Here is a 17392-nt window from a genome sequence, read left to right as displayed (position 1 = left end):
CCGCACTTGACGGCGCGGCGGCCCGCCCGGACCGGTTACTCCAGGTCGTCCTTGTTCACCAGCCCCGCCTCATAGGCGATGATCGCCGCCTGCACCCGGTTGCGGACCCCGAGCTGGTTGAGGATGGCGCTGACGTACGTCTTGATCGTCCCCTCGACCAGATGCAGACGCTCGGCGATCTGCGCGTTCGACAGGCCGGCGCCGAGCATCGCCAGCACCTCCTGCTCCCGCTTGGTCAGCAGCATGGTGCGGTCCCCGGAGGCCTCCGCGCGCGGCGTGGGGGCCCGGCGCAGCTCCGTCATCAGCCGCCGCGCCACCAGCGGGGACAGACAGGCGCCGCCCGAGGCCACGGCCCGCACCCCGGAGATCAGGTCGCGCGGGTCCGAGGCCTTCAGCAGAAAGCCGGCCACCCCGTGGTCGAGGGCGCGCTCGATGTATTTGTCCTCACCGAAGGTGGTCAGGATGACCACGGCGCTGTCCGGGTTGGTGGCCCTGAGCTCCGCGGCGGCCGCCAGACCGTCCATCTCCGGCATGCGGATGTCGAGCAGGACCACGTCCGGCCGGTGCTTGCGGGACAGCTCCACCGCCTCACGGCCGTCCGCGGCCTCGGCCACGACCTCGATGTCCGGTTCGGTGGTCAGGATGGAGCGGACCCCGGCCCTGATAATGGTCTCGTCGTCGGCGAGCAGTACGCGAATCATCCCAACTCCGTTTTTCACAGGGTGTCCTTGGCCACCAGAACATCGTCCTTGAAGCACAGGCGGTACAGCGTGTCCGTGAAGCTCAGGACGCTGTCGGCCGCCCGGTAGTACTCACACGCGGTCCCCAGGGGCGCGGGGGGTTCGGTGACGACCGGCGGCGGCTTGCGGATGCGCCGCTCGGGGAGGACCGAGGCCAGGTCCTGGCGTGATTCGCCCAGCCGCAGGCGGGAGTAGTCCTCGGGGGAGAGCGAGGTCATCGCCGATGTGAAGACGTAGAGGCCGGTCAGCGCCAGCACGAGCGCCGCACCGAGCAGCACCGGCAGCAGTGCGGCCCGCCGCGCGTTGCGCCGCACCCGCGCCCTTGCCCGCGCGAGCGCCGTCCGCGAGGCACTGCGCCGCGACCGCGCACCCTTCGCAGGGGAGTCGAGGAGCTGTTCCTCCTCCGGACCGAGGGGGTCCGGGCCGCCCCGTGTGCCGTCGGCATCCGGCCCTGTCGCGTCCGGGCCGGTCCCTCCGGCGTCCTCACCGTGCGCCTCCTCCACCGGAAGTGCGCGAGCGGACGGCTCGTGCGGGAGTTCCGCGCGGACCTCGAAGCCGCCCCTGCGGGGGCCGGCCCGCAGGGTGCCGCCGGCCAGCCGGACGCGTTCGTCGAGACCGATCAGTCCCATCCGGCTGCCGGGCGCCGCGGGCTCGCCCCCGCCGGAGGGCGGTTCGTTGAACACGGACACCACCGTGTCGTCCGCCCGGTGGCTCAACCGTACGGTGATCGGCGCGCCCGCGGCATGCTTGGTCGCGTTGGTCAGCGCCTCCTGCACCACGCGGTACGCGGCGAGTTCGGCCAGCAGCGGCGGTCGCCGCAGGCCCCCGCCGTCCTCAATGAACCGCACCGGCATCCCGGACCGCTCGAAGCGCCGCACCAGGTCGGCGATCGACTCGTGGGCGGGCCGCAGCGAGGGCGTGGAGTCCTCCCGCAGCAGCCCGATGACCTCGTGCAGCCGCTCGGTGGCCATGGTGCACCGCTCCCGCAGTTGCTTCATGGTCTGCCGCTGCTCGTCCGTCAGGCCCCGGGCCAGCTCCAGCCCTCCGGCCAGCAGCGCCATCACGCTCAGCTCATGGCCCAGTGAGTCATGGATGTCCTGGGCGATCCTGGCCCGTTCCCTCAGCCGGGCCTGTTCGGCGACGAAGCGGCCTTTCCACTCCAGTTGTTCGGCGCGTTCCCAGCCGGCCCGGGTCAGATCGGAGCGCTGGCGCCACCAGTTGCCCGCCCACCAGGGCAGGACGCAGGTGAAGAACTCGGTGAGGAGCAGGCTCAGCCAGTCCTTGGGCTCGGCGAACAGATTCACCAGCAGTATCCCGGCGGCCGCCACTCCGAGGAACACCAAGTGCGCGTGCCAGAGCCGGGTGACCCGGCGGCCCGCCACGAAGCTCAGCACCACCGTCGCCCCGGCCGTCCACAGGTTCGAGCCGAGGGCGACGTAGAACAGCACGATCGACCCGGCCAGCGCCAGCGACAGCACGGGCAGGGCCCGGCGCACCGCGACCGCGGCCGTGATCAGCAGGGCGACGGCCGACCAGCTGACCGGTGAGGCGGCGAGCCCTTCGACGTTGATGGCGGAAGGGGCCAGCAGTACGGCGAGCAGCAGCAGGTCGCCGCGCCGGGTGAAGGGCCGCTCGGCGCCGAGGCTGTGCAGCACGGGGTCCGCTCGCCGTCGGACGGCCTGTAACAGGTGCATTCCTGCACGTTACAAGAGCCGGCGCGGGCCACGAACCTGCCGAAAGTCGAGTCAGTCGTTGCCGAACGCCAGATGTTCCCAGGGGCCGCCGCTCCTAGTTTGTGTGGTGTGACTGCGGAAGGAGCAGGCGGGTAATGATCACTGTGGACCGACTGACCAAGAGGTATGGGGACAAGACGGCCGTGTCCGACCTCTCGTTCGGGATCAATCCCGGAAAGGTGACGGGTTTCCTCGGACCGAACGGGGCGGGCAAGTCGACGACCATGCGCATGATCGTCGGTCTTGACGAGCCGACGGAGGGCCGCGCACTCGTCGGCGGCAAGCCGTATGCGCAACTGAAGCACCCCTTGCGGGAGGTGGGTGCCCTGCTCGACGCACGGGCCGGGCATCCGGGCCGCTCCGCCTACCACCATCTGCTCGGCATGGCGCGCAGCAACGGCATCCCGGCCTCGCGGGTGAAGCAGGTGCTGGAGACCGTCGGCCTCGGCGAGGTGGCCAAGAAGCGGATCGGATCGTTCTCGCTCGGCATGGGCCAGCGGCTCGGCATCGCCGGGGCGCTGCTCGGCGACCCCAAGGTGCTGTTGTTCGACGAGCCCGTCAACGGCCTGGACCCCGACGGTGTGCGCTGGGTGCGTGAGCTGATGCGGGAGCTGGCCGCGGAGGGCCGCACGGTGTTCGTCTCCAGCCATCTGATGAGCGAGATGCAGGAGACCGCCGACCATCTGGTGGTCATCGGCCGCGGCAAGGTCATCGCCGACGCTCCGATCGAGGAGGTCATCGCGGGCAGTTCACTGAACGCCGTCCGGGTGCGCACCCCCCAGCCGGACGTGCTGCGGCGCGAACTGCTCAGCCTCGGCATGAGCGTGGAGCGCGGCACCGACGGTGCCCCCGAGGAACTCATCGTCGTCGGCGGCACCCTGGAGGAGATCGGCGACCTGGCCTTCCAGCACCGCGTCCCGGTCCACGAACTGAGCCTGCGCAAGGCCAGCCTGGAGCAGGCGTACATGGAACTCACCGCCGCCAGCGTGGAGTACGGCTCGCCCTCCCTCTCCCACGCCGCCGAGGCACACGTAAACCAAGCAGCGGATCACCAGGAAGCGTAAGCAGACATGACAGCGACAACGGCCCCCAGGCTCGTCGGACCCGTCTCCGGCGGTGGATTCAAAGGCGCCCTCTCCTTCGAGTGGACGAAGCTGTGGAGCGTGCGCGCGACGTGGTGGAACCTGCTCGTCGCGCTGGTGCTCACGGTGGGGTTCGCAGTGATCGTCGGCATGTCCGCCGACGCGAGCGCCAAGAAGGGCGTGGACGTCACCATGCCCGCCCCGCACCACGCCTCCCAGGCGTTCCTGATCTCCCAACTGACCGTGGTGGTGCTCGCCACGCTCGCGCTGACCAGCGAGTACTCCAGCGGCTCGATGCGCACCACCCTGCAGAGCGTGCCCAGGCGGAGCCGGATGCTGCTGTCCAAGACGCTCGTGGTCACCTCGGTCGTGGCCGTGGTGGGCTTCGTCCTCAGCGTGCTGGCCAGCGTGGCCGCCGCCGCCTTCATGGGGGAGTACGGCGAGTACACCGGCGGTGAGCTGATCGGCACCGCCTTCGGCGCGGCGGCCTACCTCGCCCTGCTGGCGACCATGTGCATCGGCGTGGGCACGGTGCTGCGCAGCGCCGCCGGCACCATCACCACGCTCATCATGATGCTGCTGGCGCTGCCTCAGCTCATGGGTGTCGTCGGCGCCAAGTGGCTGGAGACCGCCAGCGACTACATGCCCAGCGAGGCGGGCACCGTGCTGATGACGCAGGAGACCGACCCCTACAGCGGCGGCACCGCGCTCGTGGTGCTGATCCTGTGGGCGCTCGCCGCGGTCGTGGGCGGCTACGCCGTGCTGCGCCGCCGCGACGCCTGACCGCTCCGCGGGCCGGTGGCCACCCCCGTCCACCGGCCCGCGGTACCCCCCGACGTCGGCCTCCGGACCGTCCCACGGTCCGCAGGCCGACGTCGTTCGCGTGACCGGTGATAACCGCGTGATACGTCCCCCATATCGGCCGTGGCGACATTGGGAGCACTTGCTGTCCGCTTCCTCGGAGGTTCCCGCATGCGTCGCCGCACCACCGTGTCCGTGACCCTGGCCGGCTGTGCCCTCGCCGTCGGCGTCGCCGCCGCACCGGCCCAGGCCGCGCCCGCCGACAAGCCGCAGGTCCTCGCCTCCTTCACACAGACCGACGTGGCGAGCTACAACGCCTGGCACGCCGCCCGCCAGAACCAGGCCGCGTGGGCGGCCTACGAGTTCGACTGGTCCAACGACGGCTGCACCCAGGCGCCCAACAACCCGTTCGGCTTCCCCTTCGAACTGTCCTGTGTCCGGCACGACTTCGGCTACCGCAACTACAAGGCGGCCGGCACCTTCGAGGCCAACAAGAGCCGCCTGGACAGCGCCTTCTACGAGGACATGAAGCGCGTGTGCGCCGCCTACACCGGTGAGAAGCAGACGAACTGCAACAGCACCGCCTGGACCTACTACCAGGCCGTGAAGATCTTCGGCTGAGCCCCGCCGCGGACCGGCCCCCGGGCCGGTCCCTCCGGCCGAGAAAGGACGACGGCATGCGCACCGCCGCCATCGTGGGCGCCGGGCCGATCGGCTGCTCCGTCGGGCTCGCACTGCGCCGGCACGGCGTAGCCACATACCTGATCGACGCGGACCCCGACGCCGCGCACAGGGCCGAGCAGCGCGGCGCGGGCATCGCCGGGGCGCCGCCGCAGCCGGCCGACATCGCGGTGATCGTGGCGCCGCCCGGCAGGGGCGCGCCCGTGCTGGCCGAGCACCAGAAGCTGGGCACGGCCCGCGTCTACACCGAGGTCTCCGGCGTCAAGGTCCGGCTGTACGACGAGGCGCGGGCGCATGGCTGTGATCTGACCTCGCTGGTGGGCGGGCACCCCGTCGTGAGCGCGGGCGGCTCCGGGCCGAGGGAGGCCCGCGCGGATCTCTTCGAGGGGCGCCCCTGGGCGCTGACACCGACCGACGCCACCGACATCCTCGCCCTCAACTGCGCCCTGGAACTGGTCGCGTTGTGCGGAGCCGTCTCAGTGCTGCTCGACCCCGAGGCCCACGACCGGGCCGTCGCCCTCGTCTCGCATGCCCCGCACCTGATCGCCTCGCTCGCCGCGGCCCGGCTGCTCGACGGCGACGAGTCCGCTGTACGGCTGGCCGGGCAGGACCTGCGCGATGTCACCCGGATCGCGGACGGCAACCCGGACCTGTGGACGGAGATCCTCACCGCCAACGCCGGTCCCGTCGCCGATCAGTTGGACGGCTGGGCCGCCGAGGCCGGACTCCTGGCCCGCGAGTTGCGGGAGATCGCCCGCTCCGGCGACACCACCCGCCCCGAACGGCTGCGCGAGACCCTCCGGTTCGGCGCGGCCGGGCGAGCCCGCATCCCCGAGCCGTGGGAAGCGCAGCGCACCTGACACCTGGCGCTTCATCAGAAGGGACAACGGACATGAACCGTATCCACACCGCACGCCGAGCCCTGCGCACGGCGTGCGTCGCGGGAGCCGTCGCCGTGGCGGGTCTCGCCGCGGCGCCGCAGGCCGGCGCAGCCGCACCGGCCTCCTGCGTCACCGAGAGCGACACGCGGAACTTCGGCCGCGGCGAGATATCCCTGTGCGTCGACAATGGCACCGCGCGCGTCACGGGCTGGGTCGAGGACCTGCTGCCCGGCGGCGGCTTCGGCACACCGGACGGTGGCTGCGTGGGCTGGTACATCACCTGGCAGACGGCCGCCGGGGACGAACTGGAGATCAGCCCGATCGTCTGCGGCCACTTCCAGAGCTCCGACCGCTACGACTTCGACTACGACCCGTCCGCGTCCGAGGGCGGCCCGCGGAACATCACGGGCGTGGTCGAGGCCCACCTCGGCACCGTCTGGATCTGATCGAGGTACGACGGAGGACGGGGCGGCACGGTCCGGCCGGGCGACGAAAGCCGGAGCGGACCACCGCCCCGAAACGGAATGCGACACAAATCCCGTCGACGAAGGTGATGAAAACGCGGTCGGCGCGCCCGGAACCTGTTTCGCGCCCCTAGCGTGATCGGCGTCCGGTGTTCCCCGACGAAATGAGCGCCGATCGTGAAGGTGACCGGAACCGGGCGCGCCATGCGCCGCCGCACCGCCCTCGTGGCGGCTGCGTTGCTCGCTCTCACCTCCTGCGGGCAGGAACCCGCACCCGCGCCGCGGGCGGCCGTGACGGCAGTACCCGCACTGCCCGAACCGACAGGCACCCGGCCGGTCGGACTGCGCGTTCTGGAACTGCGCGACACCTCCCGCCGGGATCCCTGGGACCCCGCCCGGGCCCGCGAGTTGATGGTCTCGCTGTGGTACCCCGCGCGGCACGGCACGACCCCCGCCGCGCGCTACGTGACCCGGCGCGAGTCGGAGCTGATCCTGCGGGCGCACCGCGTCAAGGGCGTGCCCGCGGACCTGCTGAGCCGCGTCCGCGTGCACGCGGACCGCGACGCCCCACCGGCCGAGACGACCGGCCGCGGGCTGCCCCTGGTCGTGCTGTCCCCGGGATTCTCGCTGCCCCGTACCTCCCTGACCGCGCTCGCCGAGGACCTGGCCAGCAGGGGCTACGCGGCGGCCGCCGTCGACCACGCCTTCGAGGCCGTGGCGGTCAGCCGCCCCGGCGGCCGGGTCACCGAATGCCGGGCGTGCCACGGCTCCCCGGACGGGCGGCGAGTCGCCGCTGTCCGCGCCGCGGACCTGTCGTACGTACGGCGGCGGCTGCTCGCCCTGTCCGGCGCGGACCGCCGGGGCATGCCGCGGCTCGATCCGGCCCGGGTCGCCGCAGTGGGCCATTCCATGGGCGGCGCGGCCGCGTTCGAGGCGGTGCGCGCCGACCCCGGGTTCGCGGCCGGTGCCGATCTCGACGGCACCCTGCACAGCCCGGGGACCGCACCGGTGACGAGGCCGTTCCTGTTCCTGGGAGCGGACGAGCACGGCAGGCCCGGTGCGGACCGCACGTGGGAGCAGGCCTGGCAGCGGCTGTCCGGCTGGCGCCGCTGGTACTCCGTGGCCGGCACGGGTCATGTCTCCTTCACCGACTACGGCCTGCTCGGCGAGCGGCTGGGCCTGGCGGCACCGGGAACCGCGCGGGATGCCGCGGACGCCCTCGGCACCACCCGCCGGCTGGTCGGGGCCTTCCTCGACGACCGGTTGCGCGGTGCACCCGCATCCGGCCCGGACGCCATCGCCCGCGACGACGCACGGATCCGCCGGCACGACCCGTGACAGGCGCGCCGAAAGCGAACCGATATCGGAGGGAAACGCGGGCTGCGTACGTTGGCCGGGATGGGAGCAAGGTTCCAGCGCCCCACGCAGAACAGCCCGACGTTCCCGGAAGGAATGCGACGTGACCAATCCGTTCGAAGACGCAGACGGCCGCTACCTCGTGCTGGTCAATGACGAGGGCCAGCATTCCCTGTGGCCGTCATTCGTGGAGGTGCCCGCCGGATGGACGGTCGCCTTCGGCGAGTCGGACCGCGAGGCCTGCCTGGAGTACGTGGAGAAGAACTGGACCGACATGCGCCCCAAGAGCCTCATCGAGGCCATGAACGCGGACGCCTGACCGGCGCCGCACCCGCACGGGCGCGCCCGGCCGAACCGACGGCGTGCCGTGTGAACGACGACCGCCCCGCCGGACCGAGTCCGGCGGGGCGGTTCGCTGTGCGCTCGGCTCAGACGGCGCGACGCGCCCCGCACGTCTGCGCCGGCCGGCAGGCCAGGGCGTGCAGCCGCACCAGCTCCTGCCACCGATAGCGCATCTCGCCCCAGTGACCGCGGCCCACCACTTCCAGCAGTTGGGCGTCCACCAGCGTCTCGATGAGGTCTTCGGCGTCCATCTGGTCCATCCCCAGTGCCTCGGACGCGTCGGCGGCGCAGAAGTCGGGGCCATCCAGACGGCTCAGCCCGGTGTAGGCGACGGCCGCGGCGGGGTCGAGCTCGCCGAGGCTGCGGTCCAGTCGGGCGTGCAGCGAGTCCTCGCCGATGCTCAGCTCCGCGAGCCGGTCCGCCGACCGCTCCAGACGCCGTATGAGGTCGTGCACCCGCCAGTGCTGCTTGGTCAGCAGCCGGGCACCGGCGGCGCGCAGAGCCAGCGGGGTGTTGCCGCACAGCTGCACCAGGCGCCGGGTGTTCTCCGGGGACTCCTCGGCCCTGGTGTCGCGCAGGACGCCGGCCAGCATCTCGCGTGACTCGTCGTCGGTCAGGGGGCCGATGCGCAGCCGCAGCAGACCCGGGTTCTGGAGGAGTTCGTCGAGTGTGGCCCGGCCCGTGATCAGCACCCGGCACTGGCCGTTGCCCGGCAGCAGCGGCCGCACCTGGGCGTAGGAGGAGGCGTGGTCGAGGACCACGAGCAGGCGCCTGCCCTCCAGGGCCGAGCGGTATCGCTCGGCGGCCTCCGCCAGGTCGGTGGGCAGCGGGCCGTCGACACCCAGGCTGCGCAGGAACTGGTGGACCACGTCCAGCGGTTGGTGCTGCCGCAGGTCCGCGAAGAGCTGCCCGTCGGGGAACCGGTGCGCCGACCGATGGGCCCAGTGGACGGCGAGGCCGGTCTTGCCTATACCAGGGCTTCCAGTGATATGTGCGATGGATGAGGAATTCTGCGTCGTCTGGACGAGGAGGGCATCATCCAGTAACCACTGTTCCCGGCTACGGCCGACGAAGTAGGCGTCGCATTCCGGGAGCTGTGCCGGAGCACAGTTCTGTTTGCTGGTGTCTGCGACAGCAATGGCCGGACCGGCTGGCTCCGGGACGTCGTCCCGGAGGATCGCGTTATGCAACTCCTGCAGTTCTGTGCCGAGTTCCAGTCCAATCTCCTCCACTGAATGGCGCATTCCGTCGCGGAAGGTGGTCAGGGCTTCCGCCCGCCGCCCGGCGCGGTACTGGGCGAGCATCAGGTAGTAGCGCAGCCGGTCGCGCAGCGGACAGGCGCTCACCAGGGCCTGAAGCTCCCCGAGTACGGCCTGGTGTTCACCGAGTTGGAGCCGCAGCGCCATCTGCTGTTCGATGGTCAGCATCCGCTGCTCGTCCAGCCGGGCGGCCTCCGTCTCGGCGAAGGGCGCGTACACTCCGCCGAGCGCCGGTCCGCGCCACAGCGCCAGCGCGTCCCGCAGCGCTTCCGCCGCCTCGGCGGTGCGTTGCTCGGCGGCCAGCCGGACGCTGTCGGCGACCAGTCGCTCGAAGCGCACGGAGTCGAGCGAGTGGCCGGAGAGGGCGAGCATGTAGCCCGGCGTGGCGGTGACGATGGTCTCCCGGTCCCAGCCCGCGGTGCGGAAGGTCTTGCGCAGGGCGGCGATGCAGATGGCCACCTGGGTGCGGGCGGTGCTGGGCGGCTGCCCGTTCCAGACCTTCTCGATGAGTGAGTCGAAGGAGACGACCTGGTTCGCCGACAGGAGCAGCGCCGAGAGGACCGCTCGCTGCCGCGGTCCGCCGATGGTGAGCGTGCGGCCCTTCATGCGTACTTCGAGCGGCCCGAGTATTCGGAACTCCAGGGTTTCTCCGACGGGTTCTTCCCGGCCGGATATTTCAATGCTCTTCGCTCGATTCCTGGCCGCCGATTCCCGCCGCTTTCCCTCGTCCTTCCAGGATATGGTGCTTGAGCGGAATTCCATGGTTACTTGAGACCCCCGTGTCTAAAGTTCTGGTACTCATGCAGTTCCATATTCTGCGGTCGACTCGATCCAAACAGGGTTCTCCCATCGCGGCTCGCGGGAAGTGGAGGGCCGGGCTCCGATTTCGTTGTTGCGGCTCATGCACGGGCTATCGGCGATGTCAAGATCGCGGTGGGCGGTGCCCCAGCCTGGTATGCCGCTCACGGAAGGTCGATCGTCGTGTCAATCGGTCACCATCGCTCCCCCTGGCCTCTGTCGAATGATACGTACCCCTACCTGATTCAACACTCCACTTTCGACATGTGTGGGACCCTGCCTTTCGGCAGGGTCGATGCACGGTATTCCCGGAACGGGAGATGAACATCGGCCCGATATGCGGTTGGTGAAGTGGTTGTATGGGTAAAGTTGCGCCGCAACGTGCCTGGTGGCGGCCGTAGTGGACTGGACCACCTCGGGTGCGCGGGCGTCCGCGGCCGGGGTCCCCGCCGGCCTCGCTGGGGGACCGGAGCATGGGCCACAGGTTGGCCGGAAGATGACTCTCCGGTCTGTTTTGCGGCGGTGAGACGACAGAGGGGTCCGGCACCCTGCGGTGCCGGACCCCTCGGCCCGCCCGATCTCGGTTCAGCCCACCTCGTCCGAGCAGAGGGGTTCCGAGCCGTCGACGGCCTACCGCCACCGGGACAGGTCGAGCCCCGCCGTCGTAGCGTCGTCGACGCGCCGGGCGGCAGGACGAACTCCTCGCCCATCGTCGCCACGTTGTGCAGCAGGTTCCGGTGACTGATCATCACGCCCCCGGGCTCCGCGGTGGAGCCGGACGGGTACTGCACCACAGCCGTGGCGTCCGGGCCGGTGCCGGGCGGCTCCACGGCGGTGGCCCCGGGGGCCTGCGGGCGGCCACCCGCTGGTGCTCAGCACACGCACGGGCCCAGGGGCCTCCGCCCCGGTCCAGGAGCGCACCGCGTCGAGGTGGCGGTCGTCGGTCAGCGCGGCGCGGATGCCGGTCTGCCGCACGATGCCCGACAGGCGGAGCCGTTCGCGCCGGTTGCTTCCCGGAACGGGCGCGGGCACGGCCACGAGCCCCGCGTACAGACAGCCGAAGAAGGCCACGGGGAAGTCGGTCCCCGACGGGTACAGCAGCAGCCCCGGTCGCCGGGGCGAGGGCCGTCTCCTCCCGCAGGGCATGCGCCAGGCGCCGCGCCCGCTCGTCCAACTCGGCGTAGAAGAGGGTGTGATGGCCGCCCTGGTCCGCGCCGGGGGAGTGGACATGGATCACGGCGTCCCGCTCCGGCCATGTACGCGCGAGCGCGCGCAGTACCGAGGGCAACCCGGCCGCGGCACGTTTGGCGGTCGTCCTCGCTCCGAGCCTGGGTCGTGCCGCGCCGATCGGTCCGTTCGCAGGGGCACTGCTGTGCGGCCGACGCTGGCCGGAGCTCCTATGGCCGGGCATCAGGGGCCATCGAGTGGGACGGCGAATGGACCGCCCGGCGCTGTGCCGGGCGGCCCTCGGGCGGCCGGGGGATGTACCGCCCGGGTGGACTCAGTCGGAGACCCTCCGTCCTCGATCCTGAGCCCACACGATCTCAAGTGCCAGTCCGGCCATCACCGCCGACGCGACCGCCGCCCACGGCGCCGCCAGACCGACCAGCTGCAGCTGGAAGAACTCCTGCAGGTAGGGCACCACCAGCACCAGGGCGAAGGACACGGCCATGGTCAGCACCAGCAGGACGCGCCACCAGGTGTACGGGCGGGCGATGATGGCCAGCGCCCACAGCGCGGTCAGGAACAGCGCCAGCGTCGCCGCCGACGTCTCCGCGTCCAGGTTGTCGTCGTACACGGACCGGGCGTAGAAGTACGACACCGAGGTGGCGGCCGCCGCCAGCGCACCGGCGGGGACGGCGAACCGGAGCACACGTCCGACGAAGTTGGGCCGGGCGCGCTCCTTGTTGGGCGCCAGCGCCAGGAAGAACGCCGGGATGCCGATGGTGAGCGAGCCGATCAGGGTGATGTGGCGAGGCAGGAACGGATACGGCACCTGGGTGAGCACCACCACCACGGCCAGCAGCACCGAGTACATCGTCTTGGTGAGGAACAGGTTGGCCACGCGCTCGATGTTGCCGATGACCCGACGGCCCTCCGCCACGACCGACGGCAGCGAGGCGAAGTTGTTGTCCAGCAGCACGATCTGCGCGACCGCCCGAGTGGCCGGGCTGCCCGAGCCCATGCCCACCCCGATGTCGGCGTCCTTCATCGCGAGCACGTCGTTGACACCGTCACCGGTCATCGCCACCGTGTGCCCGCGCGACTGGAGGGCGCCCACCATGTCCCGCTTCTGCTGCGGCCCGACCCGCCCGAAGATGGTGTGCTTCTCGACCTCGTCGGCCAGCGCCTTCGGGTCCTCGGGCAGGAACCGCGCGTCCACCGGGCTGTCGGCGCCCGGCAGCGACAGGGCCGACGCGACGGCGCCCACGGACACCGCGTTGTCGCCCGAGATCACCTTCGCCGAGACACCCTGGTCGGCGAAGTACTTGAGCGTGGCCGGCGCCTCCGCCCGGATGCGCTGCTTGAGGACGACCAGACCGCACGGCAGCACCGCGTCGGGCACCTGCGCCGGGTCGTCCAGCAGCGTGTCGAGCGGCCGTGAACTGCGGGCGAGCAGCAGCACCCGCAGACCCCGGGCGCCGTAGGAGTCGGCCGCGGCGAGCACCGAGTGGCCCGGCGGGAGCATCGTGTCCGGCGCCCCGAGCAGCCAGGCCGACCGCTCGCCGGACGGCTCGGCGAACTCCGCCCCGCTCCACCGGCGCGCCGAGGAGAACGGCGCGACCGCGTGCCGCACCCAGCCGCTGGGGGCGGGGTAGGCGTCGATGATGGCCTGGAGGCTGGCGTTGGGCCGCTCGTCGGCGGCGCCGAGGGCACCCAGCACCTCCTCCAGCGGCACGTTCGGCGCCAACGGCAGCACCTCGTCGACGTCCATCGACGCCTCGGTCAGGGTGCCCGTCTTGTCCAGGCACACCGTGTCCACCCGGGCCAGACCCTCGATCGCCGGAAGCTCCTGCACCAGACACTGCTTGCGGCCGAGCCGGACCACACCGACCGCGAAGGCCAGCGACGTCAGCAGGACCAGGCCCTCCGGCACCATCGGCACCAGACCGCCCACCATGCGCCGGACCGCCTCGGGCAGATCGTCGTCGTTGACCATCAGTTGGGTGATGATCAGCGAGATGCCCGCCGGAATGATGGCGTACGTGACGAACCTGAGGATCCGGTCGATGCCGTTGCGCAGCTCGGAGTTGACCAGCGTGAACCGCCGCGCCTCCTCGGCGAGCTGGGCGGCGTAGGCCTCCCGGCCGACCCGGGTGGCGGTGAACGCGCCGGAGCCGGCCACCACGAAGCTGCCGGACATCACCGGATCGCCGGGACGCTTGACGACGGGGTCCGCCTCGCCGGTCAGCAGCGACTCGTCGACCTCCAGGTTGTCGGCCGTGGTGACCGTGCCGTCGACCACGATCTTGTCGCCCTGCCCCAGATCGATGAGATCGTCGATGACGATCTCGCCGGCCCCCAGCGGGACCCGCTCCCCGTCGCGCCACACCCGCGGTCTGCTCTCGCCGACGATCGCGAGCTGGTCCAGCGTCCGCTTGGCGCGGAGTTCCTGGATGATGCCGATCAGCGTATTGGCGAGGATGACCCCGCCGAACAGCGCGTCCTGGATCGGCCCGACGATCAGGATGATCACGAACAGCACGCCGATGATGGCGTTGATCCGGGTGAAGAGGTTGGTCCGGACGATCTCGCCGATGCTGCGGCTGGACCGGACGGGCACATCGTTGACCCGGCCGGCGGCGACCCGCTCGGCGACCTCGGCCGTGGTGAGGCCGGCGCTCCGGCCGTCGCCCGCGACGAGCGGTGGCAGGGCACTGCCCCCCGAAGCGACGGCCTCGGCACTCACGCCGGGCTCGTCCAGCCGCTTTTCCATCCGTGGATTCCTCCGCATCCCTCGCTGTCCGGCGCCGCACGAGGCGGGCCGGGCGTTCGTCCGCGACCGAAGGTAGGAGCCGCGAGGTCCTCGCCACTACGCACCAAGGACGTCTCTTCGTCTGACTTTCGTCAGGTGCGCCGGTCCGGCCGGACGGCACTTCCGGCGGGAGGTCAGGCGCGGGAGAGCCCGCATGTCGATGCCGGCTCGGCGCGGAATCCCCGTACCTTCACCTCCGGCGCCCGCGAGGTGGAGTTCGCCGCGAGTGAGGTCCGTAGGGGTGGCCAGGGCGCGCTCGACCCGCCAGCCTCACCGCCGGCAACGAATGCCCACCCAGATCCAGTCGGCGCCGGGTGCCGGGACGACGTATCCCAGGAGCCGGTCGTCGCGCACCACCAAGGCCTGCCGCACTCGCGGGTCCATCAGCAGCGCGGCCTCCGCTTCGCCGATAGGGCACGGATATGACGCCGCTGCCGGGCCTGCCATGACTGACGAGGTGCCCGACGACACGTACCGCTGCCCGTCGTCGACCTGCGCGGCACCGACACCCCCCGCACGGCCGCCGACGGCGCATGCGTGCCTTGGTCGGGGTCGGGGTCGGGGTCGAGGTGGGGTTGGACGGGTTGTTCCGGTGTCCGATGGCGGCGGGGCTGGCCGAGCGGTTGCCCACGGAGGGTGGGACGCTGTCCGCGCCCGCCGTGGTCGCCAACCGGGACCGATCAGCTGGCAGGGACTTGGGGATGGAAGGGCAGCGGCGGAAAACGGATCAATACCGAAGGGAAACTACCGGCTCCTAGCGTGGGTCCGCAGAACGCCCCGGACATCCCGTTGCTCGCCCCGCCGACCGGATCCCGCTCCTTCGCGAGCCCGGGAGGGCGCCCCTTCACCCCACGCAGAGGAGAGCCTCATGCAGGCACAGACGAGCGGGTCCATCGTGACAGGGGCAGACGTTCCGGGGCAGGTGGCGGAGCTCCGGCGGCTCCACCCCGGACTGTACGCACGCACCGACCCGCGGCGGATCGCCGCGTGGCAGGCCGTGCTCGGCAGCACGCCGGAGCGGCACGACGACTTCGGGGACGACGCCGAGGGCGGCCGCGGAGGGATCTACCTCAAAGCCCAGGCGCTGAACACCCGCGCCCGGGCCACCGGCATCCGAACCCTCCTCAGCCTCGCCGCGCCCGAGCGGCCGACCGCCGACGGCGAACGGCCCGTGCTGGTCGACCTGTTGGGCGGCGACGGACTCATCCGCAAGGTGTGCCAGGAACTCGGCCTCGACGACTTCGACATACTCACCTGTGACGCCTCCTCCCACATGGTCGCCGCGGCCTGGGCGGCCGGCATGCCGGCCCTGCTCCAGCGCGCCGAGCAGCCCCTGTTGCGCGACGCGTCCGTCGACGCTGTCCTGCTCGCCTACGGCTCCCACCATGTGCCGCCCTCCGACCGGCATACCGTGGCCAGTGAGGCGTACCGCATGCTCCGCCCGGGCGGCAGGTTCGTGCTGCACGACTTCCTTGTCGGTTCCCCCATGGACGTCTGGTTCGAGGAGGTGACCGACGTCCTGTCGATGACCGGGCACAAGTTCCTGCACTTCACCCGGGACGAGATCGACGGCTACCTGGAGAAGGCCGGTTTCGACCACCGTGAGGTCCTGGAGGTCGACGACCCGTACACCGTCGTGGGCGCCACCCCCGAAGAGGCCGAGCTGGCCGTCGGCCGGTATCTGCTGCACATGTACGGCCTGGTGAAGGTCTTCGACGGGCGTACCGAGGAGGAGGCGTACCGCTGGGTGGCCGAGCGGGCGAGGGCCGTCTTCCGCTACACCGAAGCGGACGGCTCGGTCACCGGCACCGAGCTGCGGCGCGACGACGCCACGGGCGAGTGGCGCCTCACGGTGCCCCGGCGCGCGGTCGTCGGCGTGAGCCGCAGGGCCGACCACGGCTGAGCGACCCGCCAAGGGCGGTGCCCGCGCGGGCGAGCACGGCCGGTCAGCCGGCGAAGGCGCGCCACACCCGGTCCAGGTGGGGCAGTCCAGCAGCCGTAGCCCTTGCCCGCGCAGCTCCGTCCAGTGGCCGCGTCACAGGTCGACGGAGGAGTCCAGGTACTCGAGGAAGGGCCCGCGCACCACCTCGCGCACCGTCTCGTCGGACTCGCCGACGAAGGTGTGCACCCTCAACGTCACCCGCCCGCCGTCCGGGTCGTGGCCGTGTCACCGCCGCGCCACGAGGTAGGCGCGCACCCGAGGGACCAGGCCCTCGACCTGCTGGAAGAGCAGGCCGGTCAGCACATGCAGGCCCAGCGCGCCCGCCTGCTCGAAGCCCGGCGGGTCGGAGGAGCTGGTCAGCCACAGGTCGAGCGCGCCCTGCACCGGCCGCGGCTCGGTGCCGACCGCCGACCTCGGGGCCCTCCACGTTGACCCGGCGGACGGTCTTGCCCGCCCACAGATCGCGCAGTTCGGGCGGCGCGCGCGGCGTGTACGACCGGCGCTCGGCGTAGCGCCGCGGCGCGGGCACGAAGTCGTCGGCGTTCCAGCCGGCGGCCACGGCCAGGCCGACCCGGCCGCACGAGAGGTTGTCGACGAAGGCCCAGTCCTCCACCACCGTCAGGGGCTTGTGCAGCGGCAGCACGACACTGCCCGCCCGCAGCCGGACGCGTTCCGTGCTCGGGGCGAGGGCCGCCGCGGCCGGCGACGGACGGGGGCAGGCGCCGCCGAAGGGGTGGAAGTGCCGCTCGGGCAGCCAGACCGCGGTGAATTCGTTCCGGTCGGCGAAATGCAGCAGCTGAAATCCATGGCCGCGGCCGGTCCTTTCAGTGGGTCCCGTCGACGGCCGCGGTGCGCTGTGCGAGCCGTTCCGTCTCCTCGATGTCGGCGGCGAACCCGATGGCGCCGACGCAGTCCAGGCCGTATTCCGGGAACGGCAGTTCCGGGTCGATCCCGGCGGCCGGCGGCCGCACATGGTCGGCGAACCGCTCGACGATCCGGGCCCGGACGCTCTCGGGCGGATGCTGCACGGGCGTCATCGGCGCGTGTCCCCTCGGGCGCGAAAACAGTGATCCGGTGTGGAATTCGGGCCGGGCACGGGGAAGTTCACGTGTTTTCCAGATGTTAGCCATAGCTGCGAAGGCGCGTTGGCGAACGGATACGGAGTCAATGAACCTCTTTCATCCTCCGTATCCGCAGATCAGGAGGGCGTGGACGGCGGCGACGATGCGTCCGATGCGGTTAGTCGAACATCGGGCTCGACGAAGGAGGCGCCAGGTTTTCAGCTGTGCGAAGGCGCGTTCGCCAGGGGCGCGTAGTCGGGCGTGGTCCCGGTTGTA

The 17392-nt window shown here is 71.4% G+C and carries 15 protein-coding genes and 2 pseudogenes; 8 read left to right on the top strand and 9 right to left on the bottom strand.

The window, feature by feature from the left end; translation table 11 throughout:
* Positions 1–35: 35 nt before the first annotated feature.
* On the bottom strand, positions 36–701 hold the full coding sequence (locus tag ACWD11_RS33605) for a response regulator (protein ID WP_389420144.1): 666 nt from the start codon (positions 699–701) through the stop codon (positions 36–38).
* A 14-nt stretch (positions 702–715) separates the two neighbouring features.
* Positions 716–2434, bottom strand: a complete 1719-nt coding sequence (locus tag ACWD11_RS33600; protein ID WP_451287667.1) for a sensor histidine kinase — start codon at positions 2432–2434, stop codon at positions 716–718.
* Positions 2435–2568: 134 nt separating this feature from the next.
* Between ACWD11_RS33600 and ACWD11_RS33595 the strand changes: the two genes are divergently transcribed.
* The 7 genes from ACWD11_RS33595 to ACWD11_RS33565 all read left to right on the top strand — a co-directional run bounded on the left by ACWD11_RS33595 (position 2569) and on the right by ACWD11_RS33565 (position 8057).
* A complete protein-coding gene (locus ACWD11_RS33595; protein WP_389420142.1) occupies positions 2569–3537 on the top strand; it encodes an ABC transporter ATP-binding protein in 969 nt (322 codons plus the stop codon).
* Between the two features lie 6 nt (positions 3538–3543).
* Positions 3544–4338, top strand: coding sequence for an ABC transporter (locus ACWD11_RS33590; RefSeq protein ID WP_389420141.1), 795 nt, complete (start codon positions 3544–3546; stop codon positions 4336–4338).
* Positions 4339–4527: 189 nt separating this feature from the next.
* Positions 4528–4977, top strand: a complete 450-nt coding sequence (locus tag ACWD11_RS33585; RefSeq protein WP_451287665.1) for a phospholipase — start codon at positions 4528–4530, stop codon at positions 4975–4977.
* A gap of 56 nt (positions 4978–5033) precedes the next feature.
* Positions 5034–5897, top strand: a complete 864-nt coding sequence (locus ACWD11_RS33580) for a prephenate dehydrogenase (RefSeq protein WP_389420139.1) — start codon at positions 5034–5036, stop codon at positions 5895–5897.
* Between the two features lie 32 nt (positions 5898–5929).
* On the top strand, positions 5930–6364 hold the full coding sequence (locus ACWD11_RS33575) for a hypothetical protein (protein ID WP_389420138.1): 435 nt from the start codon (positions 5930–5932) through the stop codon (positions 6362–6364).
* Positions 6365–6559: 195 nt separating this feature from the next.
* Positions 6560–7720, top strand: a complete 1161-nt coding sequence (locus tag ACWD11_RS33570) for an alpha/beta hydrolase family protein (protein WP_451287662.1) — start codon at positions 6560–6562, stop codon at positions 7718–7720.
* Between the two features lie 121 nt (positions 7721–7841).
* A complete protein-coding gene (locus ACWD11_RS33565; RefSeq protein ID WP_356456273.1) occupies positions 7842–8057 on the top strand; it encodes an MbtH family protein in 216 nt (71 codons plus the stop codon).
* 109 nt (positions 8058–8166) lie between these two features.
* Here the strand turns inward: ACWD11_RS33565 and ACWD11_RS33560 are convergent, their stop codons facing one another.
* The 3 genes from ACWD11_RS33560 to ACWD11_RS33550 form a co-directional block, all read right to left on the bottom strand.
* Positions 8167–9945, bottom strand: a complete 1779-nt coding sequence (locus ACWD11_RS33560; RefSeq protein ID WP_389420136.1) for an AfsR/SARP family transcriptional regulator — start codon at positions 9943–9945, stop codon at positions 8167–8169.
* 437 nt (positions 9946–10382) lie between these two features.
* Positions 10383–10967, bottom strand: a complete 585-nt coding sequence (locus ACWD11_RS33555; protein ID WP_389420135.1) for an AMP-binding protein — start codon at positions 10965–10967, stop codon at positions 10383–10385.
* Between the two features lie 671 nt (positions 10968–11638).
* Positions 11639–14074, bottom strand: coding sequence for an HAD-IC family P-type ATPase (locus ACWD11_RS33550; protein WP_451287660.1), 2436 nt, complete (start codon positions 14072–14074; stop codon positions 11639–11641).
* Between the two features lie 907 nt (positions 14075–14981).
* Here ACWD11_RS33550 and ACWD11_RS33545 point away from each other — a divergent pair.
* Positions 14982–16016, top strand: coding sequence for a methyltransferase domain-containing protein (locus ACWD11_RS33545; RefSeq protein ID WP_451287658.1), 1035 nt, complete (start codon positions 14982–14984; stop codon positions 16014–16016).
* 264 nt (positions 16017–16280) lie between these two features.
* Here the strand turns inward: ACWD11_RS33545 and ACWD11_RS33540 are convergent, their stop codons facing one another.
* From ACWD11_RS33540 to ACWD11_RS33525, 4 genes and pseudogenes are all read right to left on the bottom strand, one after another.
* Positions 16281–16439 (bottom strand): hypothetical protein, encoded by a 159-nt coding sequence (locus ACWD11_RS33540; RefSeq protein WP_451287677.1) that lies wholly within the window; start codon positions 16437–16439, stop codon positions 16281–16283.
* A gap of 19 nt (positions 16440–16458) precedes the next feature.
* A pseudogene (locus ACWD11_RS33535) lies at positions 16459–16848 on the bottom strand (LLM class flavin-dependent oxidoreductase); the annotation flags it as partial.
* 31 nt (positions 16849–16879) lie between these two features.
* Complete coding sequence (locus tag ACWD11_RS33530) at positions 16880–17092, bottom strand: hypothetical protein (protein WP_451287656.1); 213 nt, start codon at positions 17090–17092, stop codon at positions 16880–16882.
* A gap of 141 nt (positions 17093–17233) precedes the next feature.
* Positions 17234–17392: pseudogene (locus ACWD11_RS33525) on the bottom strand (IS5/IS1182 family transposase); the annotation flags it as partial.

The sequence above is a fragment of the Streptomyces sp. NPDC002776 genome, from assembly GCF_053592195.1.
The sequence above is the reverse complement of the archived record's forward strand: the minus strand, read 5'-3'. Positions and strand labels throughout refer to the sequence as shown.